The sequence below is a fragment of the Candidatus Methylomirabilota bacterium genome (assembly GCA_035315345.1).
In the GTDB taxonomy this organism is placed as follows: domain Bacteria; phylum Methylomirabilota; class Methylomirabilia; order Rokubacteriales; family CSP1-6; genus CAMLFJ01.
Genome location: DATFYA010000012.1, coordinates 1 through 12,492 on the forward strand (window position 1 = coordinate 1; position 12,492 = coordinate 12,492).

At 71.6% G+C, this 12,492-nt stretch carries 12 protein-coding genes; 2 read left to right on the plus strand and 10 right to left on the minus strand.

Features of this window, described 5'->3' with window-relative positions:
- The 10 genes from VKN16_01740 to VKN16_01785 form a co-directional block, all read right to left on the minus strand.
- The coding region (locus tag VKN16_01740) for a serine hydrolase (GenBank protein ID HME92923.1) at positions 1 to 194 on the minus strand (194 nt) is incomplete at its 3' end.
- Entirely contained in the window at positions 191 to 1,735 is a 1,545-nt protein-coding gene (locus VKN16_01745; GenBank protein ID HME92924.1) for an ABC transporter substrate-binding protein, read from the minus strand. The genes VKN16_01740 and VKN16_01745, both read right to left, overlap by 4 nt.
- 21 nt (positions 1,736 to 1,756) lie before the next feature.
- Positions 1,757 to 2,812: a hypothetical protein gene (locus VKN16_01750; GenBank protein HME92925.1), complete on the minus strand. Its 1,056-nt coding sequence runs from the start codon at positions 2,810 to 2,812 to the stop codon at positions 1,757 to 1,759.
- 13 nt (positions 2,813 to 2,825) lie between these two features.
- Positions 2,826 to 4,238 (minus strand): radical SAM protein, encoded by a 1,413-nt coding sequence (locus VKN16_01755; protein HME92926.1) that lies wholly within the window; start codon positions 4,236 to 4,238, stop codon positions 2,826 to 2,828.
- 13 nt (positions 4,239 to 4,251) lie between these two features.
- Positions 4,252 to 5,061: a mechanosensitive ion channel family protein gene (locus VKN16_01760; GenBank protein ID HME92927.1), complete on the minus strand. Its 810-nt coding sequence runs from the start codon at positions 5,059 to 5,061 to the stop codon at positions 4,252 to 4,254.
- 27 nt (positions 5,062 to 5,088) lie between these two features.
- Positions 5,089 to 6,255 carry a serine hydrolase domain-containing protein gene (locus VKN16_01765; protein HME92928.1) on the minus strand — a complete coding sequence of 389 codons (1,167 nt, stop codon included), beginning with the start codon at positions 6,253 to 6,255 and terminating at the stop codon, positions 5,089 to 5,091.
- A 90-nt stretch (positions 6,256 to 6,345) separates the two neighbouring features.
- Positions 6,346 to 7,575 carry a hypothetical protein gene (locus VKN16_01770; protein ID HME92929.1) on the minus strand — a complete coding sequence of 410 codons (1,230 nt, stop codon included), beginning with the start codon at positions 7,573 to 7,575 and terminating at the stop codon, positions 6,346 to 6,348.
- 118 nt (positions 7,576 to 7,693) lie between these two features.
- A complete protein-coding gene (locus VKN16_01775) occupies positions 7,694 to 8,953 on the minus strand; it encodes an ectonucleotide pyrophosphatase/phosphodiesterase (protein ID HME92930.1) in 1,260 nt (419 codons plus the stop codon).
- A gap of 21 nt (positions 8,954 to 8,974) precedes the next feature.
- Positions 8,975 to 9,940: a hydroxymethylglutaryl-CoA lyase gene (locus VKN16_01780; protein HME92931.1), complete on the minus strand. Its 966-nt coding sequence runs from the start codon at positions 9,938 to 9,940 to the stop codon at positions 8,975 to 8,977.
- A gap of 5 nt (positions 9,941 to 9,945) precedes the next feature.
- Positions 9,946 to 11,142: a CaiB/BaiF CoA-transferase family protein gene (locus tag VKN16_01785; protein ID HME92932.1), complete on the minus strand. Its 1,197-nt coding sequence runs from the start codon at positions 11,140 to 11,142 to the stop codon at positions 9,946 to 9,948.
- Between the two features lie 150 nt (positions 11,143 to 11,292).
- On the opposite strand from VKN16_01785, the gene VKN16_01790 reads away from it, so the two are divergent.
- On the plus strand, positions 11,293 to 11,604 hold the full coding sequence (locus tag VKN16_01790) for a hypothetical protein (GenBank protein HME92933.1): 312 nt from the start codon (positions 11,293 to 11,295) through the stop codon (positions 11,602 to 11,604).
- 68 nt (positions 11,605 to 11,672) lie between these two features.
- Positions 11,673 to 12,491, plus strand: coding sequence for an alpha/beta fold hydrolase (locus tag VKN16_01795; GenBank protein ID HME92934.1), 819 nt, complete (start codon positions 11,673 to 11,675; stop codon positions 12,489 to 12,491).
- Position 12,492: the final 1 nt, after the last annotated feature.

The window sequence follows — 12,492 nt, forward strand, 5'->3', positions numbered from 1 at the left end:
GCGACCGCGCCCGGGTAGCGGCCCTTGGCGATCTCGCCCTTCACGACGTCGGTGGCCCGGGCCAGCCGCGGCGAGGAGAGGCCGACCTCTTCCGGCTTCGCGGTGGGCAGGCCCTGCGCCGAGGCGAGCCCGGGTGCGGCCGCGACCGAGAGCAGCAGCGAGAGGAGCCGGGCCGCGACGGCGAGCGGGCTCACTGGGGCTTGAGCCGCATGTCCTCGTGGGATGGGAAGGGGAACATCGGGATCGAGTTGATGGTGTGGTCGGCCACGCGCGGGCCCACCGCGATGAGCCCGCGGAGGTCCATGAGCGGGGCGAACATCACCCGGTCGATGGTGGCCCGCTGGATGCGATGGAGCAGCGCCTCGCGCTTGGCGGGGTCGCGCTCGCGCGCCTGCTGCAGGAACCATTCGTCGAGATCCGGGTAGCCGCCGTAGGCCGAGGCGCCTTTCGAGTAGATGAAGGCCTCCACCCGACTCGCCGCGTTGCCGGAGTTGCCCACCGCGACCAGGAACAGCCCGCGCAGCTTCTTCTCCTGCCAGGCCGCGTAGAAGGCGGCCCGCTCCATCGGACGCATCCGCACCCGGATGCCCGCCGCGTTCAGGTTGTTGAGCGCGGCGTCGCCCACCGAGGAGAAGCCGGGAATCGCGGTGAAGTCACCCGCGTCGATACCGCGCGGATAGCCGGCCTCGGCCAGCAGCGCCTTCGCCTTCGCGGGATCGTAGGCCGGCGCGGGCACCTGCAGGGCGAAGTCCATCACGCGCGGCACGATGACCCCGGCGGGCGGGCAGTGGCCGAGGCAGGCGGACTCGCTGGTGCCCTTGCGGTCGAGCGCGTAGTTGACGGCCAGGCGCAGGCGCCGGTCGCTCCACGGCGATTTCGGGTCCCACTGGTCGGGAAACTCGATCCAGAAGATCGAGGCGTGGCGCGTGGCCACCAGCGACAGACGCGAGTCCTTGGTGACCGCCTCCGCCTCGGGGCCGTCCAGGAAGTACGCGAAGTCGGTCTCGCCGCTCTTGAGCATGGCCAGCCGCGTGGTGCTGTCGGGCACGCTCTTCATGGTCAGCTTCTTGATGTGGGGCGGGTGGCGCCAGTAGCCGGGGAACGCCTCGAGGGTGACGTCGATCCCGGGGCGCTGGCTCACGAACTTGTAGGGCCCGGCGCCGATCGGGCGCTGGCGGAAGGCCTCGGCCCCGACCTGCTCGAAGTACTTCCGCGGCATCACGATGCCGGCCGCGGTGGCGGTGGTCCCGTAGAACGTCATGAAGTCCGGCCACGGCTCTTTCAGATGGAAGCGGATGACGCTGGCGTCGACGACCTCGACCTGGCGGACGCGCGCGCGGTACTCCCGCGCCCCGGCGCCCTGGTAGCGGTCGAAGCTCCACTTGACGTCGTCGGTGGTGAGCGCGTCGCCGTTGTGAAACTTGAGCCCGCGGCGCAGGCGGAACTCGTAGACCAGGCCGTCGGGGCTCTCCGTCCACGACTCGGCGAGGCTCGGGCCCATCTTCTGGCCGGGCAGCGGGCGGACCAGCGCGTCGTGGATCGCGTACATCACCCCGAATGGCGTGATCTGGGGCGGCGCGGTCGAGGGGTCGAACCAGCTGGGCGCCAGGGTGACGTGGAACGAGACCGCGACGTCGCCCGCCGGCGTCTGCGCCGCGGCGGGCCCGGCGATCGGCGATCCCCAAACGAGCAGGGCGATGACGACCAGGGCGGCCACGCGATCGACTCTCGGCATTCGAGACCTCCTTCCGGCCGCTCAGGCGTAGGCGAACGCGCGGCGGGGATTATCGATCAGCAGGGTCTGGATGGTCTTGTCGTCGGCGCCCTTGGCCCGCAGGCGCGGGATCACGTTGACGAGCAGGTGGTGGTAGCCGAAGCCGCCCCACCGGCTCAGGCAGTGCTTGTAGGCGATGTCGTGCGACATCAGGATCTGGTCGAGATGGCCGCGCTCGATGAGGCCCAGGATCTGGCGCATCCGCTCGCCGTCGTTGGGCATGTCGAAAGTGGGATTGTACGGGTAGTAGGACGTCTCGAGCCCGAAGAGGTCGTATTCGAGGTAGACGCCGGTGGCGGCCAGGTCCGCCAGCACCGCGGGGTCGGCGATGGTGCGCTCGATGTGACACATGATGGTGCGGCCGAGGTCGGCGCCTTCCTTCCTGATGAAGTCGACGATCTGGAGCGGCAGGCGCTCGTGGCGCCCGGGATGGATCATCAGCGCCGCGCCGGTCTCGCGCTGGGCCGCCACCGCCGCGCGCACGACCTTCTTCTCGTTGTCGGTCCACGGCCACGTGGTGCCGATCTCGCCGATGAATCCGGCCCGCACGCCGGTGCCGTCCACGCCCACCGTGAGGTCTCGCACCAGCTCGCGCGCGATGTCGTCCGACGTCCGCCGGTCCATGTCCGCGGGGTGCGCGGCGGCCACGTAGTAGCCCGAGCCCATGATGACGTTGAGCCCGGTGGCCCGCGCGATCCGGGCCAGGGCGAGCGGGTCGCGGGCCAGCCCGCGGTTGGTCGGGTCCACGAAGGTCTGCCCGCCCGCGTGCTTGAACAGCAGGGCCTCGTCGCGGGCGACCCGCTCGTCGAGGAGCTGGAGGTTGTCGAGGTTCGAGCTGAAGTGGTGGCGGACCCAGCCCAGGTTGGCCAGGCTCACCGGCTGGCGGGCGAGCCCGCGCTCGGCCCCGTTGTCCGGCTCGCGGAACATCACCTCGAAGTCGATGAGGAGATGCTCGTGCGGCAGGGTGATGCCCATCGCCTCACCCGCGATGGGGCCGAGCACGGTCTGGGCCTGCCCGGAGAGCGCGGAGGAGGGCATCGAGCCGATCGGCCTACTGGCGCGCGCCCGCGGTTCCTTCCAGCACCGCCTCCCGCCACTCCCGCTTGAGGGGGAGGATGGGCGGCATCGGGACCACGTCCGGCTCCCGCGTCGGCTCGGCCACCGCGTCCTTCACGTCGGTCGCGGCGCCTTTCTTCATGAACAGGTTGTAGATCGTCCACTGGGTGCGCTTGCGCCGCCCGAGCACCGGGAAGCGCTTCGCGATGGAGGGCACCGAGTAGAACCGCTCGTAGGCCGCGGTCTGTCCGAGCCGCAGCTCGTCGCCGGTCATCCGGGCGGGCCGGTAGACCACGTTGGCCTGGTCGTACCTGGTCCAGTCGTAGGAGACGATGCGGCCGGCCTTCTTCAGCTCGTACCAGGTGAGCGTGCCCGGGTACGGGGTGAGGACCGAGTACGCGCAGGCGTCGTAGTCGGCGTCGATGTTGAAGCGGGCGGTGGTCTCGAACACGGAGGCGTCGTCGCCGTCGAAGCCGAACATGAACAGCCCGAAGACCATGATGCCGTAGGCGTGCACCTTCTCGACCAGCGAGGCGAAGGTCTCGGGCCGGTTCACGTGCTTGTGCACGCTGGTGAGGGTGGAGCGCGTGATCGACTCGAAGCCGATGCTGAGCAGGGTGCAGCCGCTCTTGGCGGCCAGCTCGAGCATCCGGTCGTCCTGAGCCAGCTTGGAGGTGACGCCGGCCTGCCACTGCACCCCGCGGCCGACGAGCGCGCGCATGACCTCCTTGGGCCGCTCGGCGGTGCCGAAGAAGTCGGCGTCGTTGATCGAGATGATGCGAGAGCCGCAGTTGTCGATCTCGCGCACCACCTCGTCGACCGGCCGGTAGCGGAACTTGAGGCCGTTCATCAGCGGCTCGGCGCAGAAGGTGCAGCCCTGGTGGCAGCCCCGCGAGGTCTGCACGAAGGTGCGGTTGACGTAGCGGTGCTTCTTGAGCAGATCGTACCGGGGCATCGACACGCCCACCATCGGGTGGAGCCGGTCCGCGCGGTAGACGCCGCGCACCTCGCCCCGCTCGAGGTCGTCCAGCAGCTTGGGGATCACCAGCTCGGCCTCGCCGATCACCACCGCGTCGGCGTGCTTGAGCGCCTCCTGGGGCATGAAGCTCGGGTGCACCCCGCCCATCACCACCGGGATGCCGCGCGCCCGGAATTGATCGGCGATCTCGTAGCCGCGGTTGACGTAGGCGGTCATCGCGGAGATGCCGACCAGGTCCGCCTTGAGATCGAAGTCCACCGTCTCGATGTTCTCGTCGGTCAGTACCACCTCGTAGCGATCGGTCGGGATCGTGGCCGCCACCGCGAGGAGGCCGGCGAGGGGCGAGTAGAGCGCGCGGTTCAGGTAGAGCGGCCGCGTGGTGATCGAGTCGGTCTTGGGATTGACGAGATGGATGATTCGGGTACGCAATGCGGCCTCTCCGTCAGGAGCCGGTTCGCACGAAGACGTTCTGCTCCGGGGCCGGGAAGCCGGCCTCCCCGAACGTCTCGCGGATCACGCGATTGGTGTCGAAGTACACCTGCCAGTAGTGCGCGTTGTCGCAGTAGGGGCGGACGGCCAGGGCCGGACCGAGCGGGTTGAACGAGAGGATCTCCACGTCCGGCTTGGGGTCGGCCTTCACGTCCGGGATCCGGGCGAGGCGGTCGCGCAGCAGCCGGATGGCCGCCGCGTGGTCCACCACGTTGTGCAATTGAGCCACGAGGTCGACCCGGCGATAGGGGTTGGCCGAGAAGTTCTGGATGGTCTCGGAGAAGAGCTTGTTGTTGCCCACGTAGGTGCGAACGTTGTCCAGCGTGTTCACGACGGTCACGAACAGGCCGATCTCCTCGACGGTGCCCACGATGCCGGCGGCGCCGATGAGGTCACCCACCTTGAACGGGCGCAGGATCAGCAGGAAGATGCCGGACGCGAGGTTCGCGAGCAGACCGCTCCACGCCGCGCCGATGGCCAGGCCGACCCCGGCCAGGAGCGCCGCGAAGCTGGTGGTCTCGATGCCGAAGAACCCCAGGATGGCGACGATCAGCACGATGTTCAGCAGCACCTTCACCGCGGTGCCGATGTAGGACGCCACCGTCTGGTCGAACGGGAACTTCAGGCTGCGCACCAGGAGCCGCGTGCCGAAGTCGATCAGCCGCCGGCCGATGATCCAGAGGATGAAGGCGCCGATCACCTTGAGGACGAAGTAGGTGAGGATCGGGATCGCGTTCTGGATCACGGCCTGGATGTTGTCCATGACGAGCGAGTCTCCCCTCGCGGCCGATCAGACGTTGCGGTAGACCGCGGCCTCGAACCCCGCGAAGAGGTCGAGCGCGGTCTCGTCGTAGAACGGCAGCAGCTGGGAGAGGAACACGCCGGACACGCCGCGGGTGCGGTCGATCCAGAAGTAGGTGTTGCCGAGGCCGGCCCAGGCCAGGGAGTTGCCCGCGCGCCCCGAGGGCACGTCCCGGGTGTTGATCAGGAAGCTGAGCCCCCACTTCTTGCTCATGCCGGGGAACCACTCCACGTCGTTCGACAGCGGCGGCATCGCGGTCTTCAGCACCTCGATCTCGAGCGGCCCGATGTGGCTCTGGGCCATGGTGTCGACCGTGGCCTTCTGGAGCACCTGCGCGCCGTTCAGGGTGCCGCCGCCCAGGATCATCCGGCAGAACTTGAGATAGTCGCCCGCGGTCCCGTAGAGCCCGCCGCCGCCCATGTGGAACTCGGGCTCCTCGGGCAGGCCGAACTCGATGGCGGTCAGCGAGCCGTCCGGATTGCGCTGGTGCATCGCGGACAGGCGCGTCTTCTGGGAGGCGGCCAGCTTGAAGGCGGTGTCCGTCATGCCGAGCGGGCCGATGATGTTGTCCTGCAGGTAGCGGTCCAGGCGCTGCCCGCTCGCGGCTTCGACCATCTTGCCCGCCCAGTCGATGTTGATGCCGTAGTCCCAGCGGTCGCCCGGATCGAAGAGCAGCGGGGTGCCGAGCGCGGCGTTGGTGCAGGAGGTGATGCCCGGCGTGCCGGTGACCTCCTGGAACTTGACGATCGACGGGCTCCAGATCTCGTAGCTGAAGCCGGCGGTGTGGGTGAGGAGGTGGCGCAGCGTGATCGGCCGCTTGGGCGCGCGCAGGCGCGGCTTGCCCGCGGCGTCGAAGCCCTCCAGCACCTTGGCGTCGCCCAGCGCCGGCACGACCTCTCCGGCGGGCCGCTCGAGGGAGAGCTTGCCGCGCTCCACCTGCTGCATGGCCGCCGCCGCGGTGATCGCCTTGGTCATCGAGGCGATCCACACCACGGTGTCGGTGGTCATCGGCGCGGGCTTGCCGATCTCGCGGTGGCCGAAGGCGGCCTCGTACAGCGGGCCGGTCGTGGTGGCCGCGGCGACCACGACGCCGGGGATCTTCTTGGTTTGAACGGCCTGGTTGACGCTCGACTCGAGGCTCTTGAAGTCAGCCATGTTCAGCGCCTCCTTGCTGGTGGGCGGTTGCGACCGCAAGCTTCTCCGGGCGCCCCGACGCTACCCCCGGCCCGGCCGAAGATCAAGCGCTCAGGCGGACGGCGCCGACTCCCCCCCGCCGCCGCCCCCGCCACCGCGGCGGCGCCGCCTCCGCCGGCGTCGGCCTCGACGCGGTCCGCCCGGCGCGCTCGCGCCATTGCCCACGCCGACCTCGACCGGCGCGACATTGCCGTTCACGTCGTCCACCTCGGTGACCTCCTCGGCCTCCGCCACCGCGTCGGAGGTCGGCTCGGAGTCCTCGACGGTGTCGTCGCGGACGGGCGAACCGGCGGCGTCGGCCAGCGTGATCATGCCGGTGCGGCTCACCACCAGCTCGCGGATGCGTCGCAGGCGCGTGATCAGGCGCGGCGAGCCGGGCGGCCGGCTGAATCCGCGCTCCTTGAGCGCGCGGGCCAGCGTGTCGATCAGCACCGCGCCGTTGGGCGCGTCGTCGGCCAGCTCGCGCACCACGTCCACCAGCGCATCGTGCGGGGCGGTCTGCGCCCCCGCGTCCGCGGCCGGGGCGCGGGCTGGCTCCGCCGCCGGCTTCGCCGGCGCCGGGGGCGTCGGCCGCGGGCCGGCGTGGTCGCGTCCGTGCGGGGCGCGACCCCGGCCGCGGCGCCGTCCGCGGCCGCCGCGGCGGCCGCGCGCCTCGCGGGGGGCCGGCGCCTCGGCCGGCGCCTCCTCGCTGGCCGCCTGGCCGGTGAGGCCGCGGTAGGAGAGGCGTCGGTACTCGACGCCCAGCACCGCGGCCACGTCGCCCACCGCGTCGAAGGCGCGGTCGTCGGAGATGATCTCGACGAGATCGCCGGGCCGCGCGCTGCCGAGCCAGACGCCCGCGCTCACCGCGATGCGCAGGTCGCTCCAGTCGCGCACGCCGGTGGAGGGCGCGCTGTGCACGAGGTGGGCGCCGCGGCGGGCGAGCAGGCGCGCGCTGTCCGCGCCGATCACGCGCCAGTTGCCGACCGCGATCAGCTCGACCCGCCGGTCGCGGCGGTCGATCGCGAGATGGTCGAGGACGCGGCTGATGTGGTCGGCGCGGCTCGAGTTCTCGACGTCGACGAAGATCGCGCGCCGCGTGGACGGCAGCGGCGGCGGCGCGGCGGGAGCGCGGACACGGCCGGCGAAGCCGCGCTCCGGTGTGGCGATGGGTACCGCGGTCAGCGTCTCCCGCGCGGCGGCTTCCGGCGGGGGGGCGGCCGGCGTCTTGCGCTTTGCGGGGGCTCGAGCGGGCTTCTTCGCGGCCTTGCGGTTGCGGGCAGTGCGTTTGGTCTGTGCCATGGATGCTGAGCCTAGCACTTCCCTCCGCCCCGGTGCTCACGGGAAATCGTCAGGCTTGCGGGAGACCAGCAGTTCGCGGTCGAGCGCGCGTAGGCGCGCGCGACGGGCGCGGGCGTTGCTAGGCGAGGGCGCGGTCGAGGATCGCGCCCTCGACGCCGTCCATGCGCAGCCCGATCGTGGCCGCGACGGTCGGCGCCACGTCGCGGCTGCGGATGGCGCCGAGCGACACGCCGCGGCGGATGTCGGCGCCGGCGGCCAGGAAGAAGGCGGCGTTGTCGGCGTGGCCCGGGCGCTGCCCGTGGGTGCCCAGATACTTCGGCGGGCCGTGCTCGTCGTCGCCGTCGGCGGTGTCGCCGTAGGCGTAGCCCGGCGCGGCCTCGAACATCACGTCGGCCACGTGGTGGTGATCGGCGGGGCTGGGCAGCCCGAGGCCGCCGTACTCGGCGGCGGGCCACATCCCGCTCACGCCCTCGAGGCGCGCGATCTCCCGCGCCAGCTGCTCGACCGCGGAGGCGTCGGCGTCCAGCCGGTAGAGCGCGCCCGCTCCGTGGTTCATCACGAAGCACGCCTCGCGCTGCGCGCCCAGCTTGCGGAGGCGCACGTTGGGCCGGATCTCCCGGCGCGAGGGCAGGAAGCCGTGGTCGGACACGATGAACGCGGTGGTCTCGTAGAGCCGCGGGTCGCCGAGGCTCTCGAGGAAGCGGCCGATGAGCCCGTCCACGTACTCGATCGCCCAGTAGGCCTCGGGGCTGCGCGGGCCGTGCAGGTGCTGGAGGCTGTCGACGCAGAGGAAGTGCATCAGCAGCAGGTCCGGGGCGTGGCGGCGGGTCACGTGGGCCGCGACGCTGCCCACCATCTCGTCCTTGTAGAGGCGCTGGGGCAGGAGCGCCCACTCGCCCTGGCGGTGCATCGGGTAGCCCAGGGCGGTCAGCTCGTCCCACACCGCCCGCGCGGTCTGGGTCTCGAACACGCGCTGGTCCTTGAAGAAGGGCAGGTTGAAGTCCAGCGTGGGCGCGTGGCGGGTGGCCGGCCAGTCGATGGCCGCGGTGCGCAGCCCGGCGCGGTGGGCGACGTCGTAGACCGTCGGCGCGCGCAGCAGCGCGGGCGCGTCGTAGATCGGGTCGCCGGTCAGATCCTCGGCGACGCGCGTCGTCCGGTTGAGGATATGGTTGGCGACCACGCCGTGCCGGCTCGGGCTCACGCCGGTGACCAGGCTCACGTGGGTCGGCCAGGTGGTGGTTGGGAACACCGCCTCCATCGAGTCGGCGACCGCGCCCCGCTCGGCCAGGCGGCGCAGGTGCGGCATGCGCGCGTGCGGGTCGCGCCAGTAGAACGCCGCGAAGCCGTCGATGCTGATGACGACGACGCGGCGGGCCATCGGGCGGGGTCCCGCCTCGCGCTAGGCGCGGGCGGCCGCGCGGGCGCGGGCGCGGTAGGTGTCGAGGTTGCCGCCGGACTTGAGCTTGCCGGGCAGGGGATGGCCCACGACCTGCTCGGCGAGCCGTCCGGCCGCGATCATCGCGTCGAGATCGATGCCGGTCTCCACGCCCAGCTCCTGGCAGAGGAAGACCAGATCCTCGGTGGTGACGTTGCCGGCGGCGCCCTTGTGGGCCGCGAACGGGCAGCCGCCCATGCCGGCCACCGCGCTGTCGAAGCGATCGACGCCCATCTCCAGCGCGGCCACCACGTTGGCGATGGCCAGCGCGCGCGTGTCGTGCAGATGGAGCTTCACCGGCACCGCGGGCCACCGGTCGCGCACCGCGCCGACCAGCCGCTTGATCTGCCGCGGGTTGGCCCAGCCCATCGTGTCGGCCAGCCCGATCCCGCCCAGGCGCGACCCGGCCTCCGCCGCGCGTGACTCGACCGTCTCCAGCACCGAGAGCACGCGCTCCGTCGGCACGTCGCCCTCGTAGTTGCAGCCGAAGGCGGCCATCACGCTCGCGTCGATCCAGTCCATGCCCAGGGCCTGGTAGCGCGCGGCCCAGCCGGGCAGCTCGGCGATCTTCTCGTCCACCGTGCGGTTGGTGTTCTTGCGCATGAACTCGTCGCTCGCCGCGACGCCGAACATCGGACGCAGGGCGAGGGACTCGCGCAGCGCGGCGGCCCGTGCCAGGCCCGCCTCGTTGAGCCAGATCGCCTCGTAGGCCACGCCGGGGGCGCGCGTGATGCCGGCCACCATCTGCTCGGCGTCGGCCATCTGGGGCACCCACTTCGGGCTCACGAACGACGTGAACTCGATGGTGCGGAGGCCGGTACCGGACAGGGCGTCGACCAGGCCGATCTTCTGCTCGAGGGTGATCGGGCCCTTCTCGAACTGGAAGCCCTCCCGGGGGCCCACTTCCTTGATCGTCACGCGTGCCGGCATGTCGCTCATCCGATGACCCTCCGTGACGCCAGGGCGTCGATCTCGTCGGTGGAGATGCCCAGCTCTTCCAGGATCTCGCGGGTGTGCTCGCCCAGCCGCGGCGCGGGGCGGCGAAGCGCCATGTCGAACGCGCTGCTGCGCACCGGCAGCTTGGGCAGCTTGGCGGTGCCGTGCCCGGGCAGCGGCGTGGCGACGAACTGGCCAGAGGCGTTGAGATGCGGATCGTCCACCAGCTGGTCGGGCCGCCGCAGCGGCGCGAACGGCACCTTCGCGCGCTCGAGCCGCTCGGAGATCTCGACGCCGGTGTGGCGGGCCATCTCCTGCTGGATGCGCTCGGGCAGCCAGTCGCGCGCGGCCACCCGCCGGGCGTTGTCGGCGAGCCGCTCGTCGCCGAGGAGATCGTGCAGCGCGAACGCCTTGCAGAAGCGCTCCCAGTGGCCGTTCGAGGTGATGCCGATGAAGACCTGCTCGCCGTCGGAGGCGGTGAAGAGCTGGTAGACGCCCCAGCCCATGCGCGTGCCCTGGCGGATCTCCGGCATGGGCGCCGACGGCTCGCCGGTCGCCGCGTGCTGAGCGAGCCACTGCGCCACCCAGAACACGGTGGTCTCGAAGAGGCCCGAGGTGATCTGCTGGCCGCGGCCGGTGTGCGCGCGCTGCTGGAGCGCGGCGAGCACCGCGATGACGCCGTAGGCCGCCGCGCCGACGTCCACGATGGACGCGCCCGCGCGGAGGGGCTGGCCGCGGGGCCCGGTCATGAAGGCCAGCCCGGCCGACATCTGGGCCAGCTCGTCGAGGAACGGGCGCGCCTCGTACGGGCCGGGGAGGAAGCCCTTCAGCGCCAGATAGATGATGCCGGGGTTGGTGCGGGCCAGCACCTCGTAGCCCAGGCCCAGGCCCTCGACGGCGCCGTACGCGAAGTTGTCGATCACGATGTCGGAGGCGGCGGCCAGCCGGAGGAACAGCGCGCGGCCCTCCGCCGAGCCCTTCAGGTCGAGGGCGATCGAGCGCTTGTTGCGGTTCAGGAAATGGAAGTTCGCCGAGGTGCCCGCGGGCATCGTGCGCGACTGATCGCCCTCGCCCGGCCGCTCCACCTTGATCACGTCGGCGCCCAGATCGGCCAGCAGCAGCCCGGCCGACGGCCCCGCGATGATGTGCCCCAGCTCGAGCACGCGCAGGCCCTCGAGCGGCAACGCGCTGGTCATGTCGCCCCGCATTGTACTGCACGCACCCGATCAGCACCTCCCGCCACTAAATCCCCGCCACGCTAAGATGGGGTCAGGTCTTGCATTACGACATTTGCCGCAGTGCGATGTCGTAATGCAAGACCTGACCCCCGAAAGGAGGGCATGCGGATGCGATTCTTGATTGCGGTGGGGCTGGTGGCCGGGGCCATGCTGCTCGCGGGCCGGGCCGAGGCCCAGTATCGCTACACGGACGACAAGGGCGTGAGCAAGACGGCGCAGTACAAGCTGGAGGTGCCGACGCGCTACCGGGAGGCCGCGGTGTGGATCGGGCCGATCGGAGCGGGCAAGCCCGCGCTGAGCCGGGAGCAGAACGAGACCCGCCAGCGCTGGGACACCTATCGTCGCATCGGGGAGTCCGTGTCGAGACGGGCCCCGGCGGTACGACGCGTGGAGGCCGTCGAGACGGAGAAGTGCAAGTAGCACCCCGCTGCTCGTGGGCGGGCCGTATGCCTGGCCCGCCCACCCCCGCCTGAGGTAGGCTCGACCGCATGACCGGCCGGCTCGACCGTCCCAGTGGCGCCCTGCACGTCGAGATCATCGACGCGGCCGCGCCGTGGTCGGGCGACGCTCCGCTCATCGTGTTTCACCACGGCATCGGCGCGACCGCCGACATCTGGGCGGACTGGCTGCCCGCCCTCGTGGACCGCTATCGCATCGCGCGCTTCGACACGCTCGGTTTCGGCCGCTCCACCGTGCCCGACCCGAGCCACGCCTGGTCCCTCGACGCCCTCGCCGCCGACGTCCTGGCGGTGGCGCGCGCGGCCGGCCGCGAGCGCTTCCACTTCGTGGGCGAGTCGCTGGGGGGCACGGTGGGCCTGCTGCTCGCGAGCCGGCGGCCGGACGCGCTGCTGAGCGTGACCGCGTCGAACGCCTCGCATCGCGGCGGGTCGATCCGGCGCGCGCCCGAGTGGCGCGAGTTCATCCGCGCGCGCGGCATGGCCGCCTGGGCCGAGATGATGACGCCGCTGCGCCTGGATCGCGAGCGTGTCTCGCCGGCCAAGTGGCGCTGGTTCGAGCGCACCCAGGCCGAGTCCTCGTCCGATTGCGTGCTCGGCCTGGCCGACGTGCTGATGGGCACCGACCTCACGCCCGAGCTGGCTCGCATTCGCGTCCCGACACTCCTGCTGGCGCCGGGCCAGAGCCCGTTCGTGCCGCTGGCCGTCATGGAGGAGATGCACGCGGCGATCCCCGGCTCGGAGCTCCAGGTCTTCGCCGACGCCCGCCACGGCCTGCCGTGCTCGCACGGGGCGGCCTGCGGGCGGGCGCTGCGCGACTTCCACGACCGGCGCGTCGGGGCCGGCGCGTAGC

Coding starts and splice junctions, on each gene's coding strand:
- VKN16_01745 (HME92924.1), bottom strand. CDS start 1,735: ATGCCGAGAGTCGATCGCGTGGCCGCCCTGGTCGTCATCGCCCTGCTC.
- VKN16_01750 (HME92925.1), bottom strand. CDS start 2,812: ATGCCCTCCTCCGCGCTCTCCGGGCAGGCCCAGACCGTGCTCGGCCCC.
- VKN16_01760 (HME92927.1), bottom strand. CDS start 5,061: ATGGACAACATCCAGGCCGTGATCCAGAACGCGATCCCGATCCTCACC.
- VKN16_01790 (HME92933.1), top strand. CDS start 11,293: ATGCGATTCTTGATTGCGGTGGGGCTGGTGGCCGGGGCCATGCTGCTC.
- VKN16_01795 (HME92934.1), top strand. CDS start 11,673: ATGACCGGCCGGCTCGACCGTCCCAGTGGCGCCCTGCACGTCGAGATC.
- VKN16_01775 (HME92930.1), bottom strand. CDS start 8,953: ATGGCCCGCCGCGTCGTCGTCATCAGCATCGACGGCTTCGCGGCGTTC.
- VKN16_01780 (HME92931.1), bottom strand. CDS start 9,940: ATGCCGGCACGCGTGACGATCAAGGAAGTGGGCCCCCGGGAGGGCTTC.
- VKN16_01765 (HME92928.1), bottom strand. CDS start 6,255: ATGGCTGACTTCAAGAGCCTCGAGTCGAGCGTCAACCAGGCCGTTCAA.
- VKN16_01785 (HME92932.1), bottom strand. CDS start 11,142: ATGACCAGCGCGTTGCCGCTCGAGGGCCTGCGCGTGCTCGAGCTGGGG.
- VKN16_01770 (HME92929.1), bottom strand. CDS start 7,575: ATGGCACAGACCAAACGCACTGCCCGCAACCGCAAGGCCGCGAAGAAG.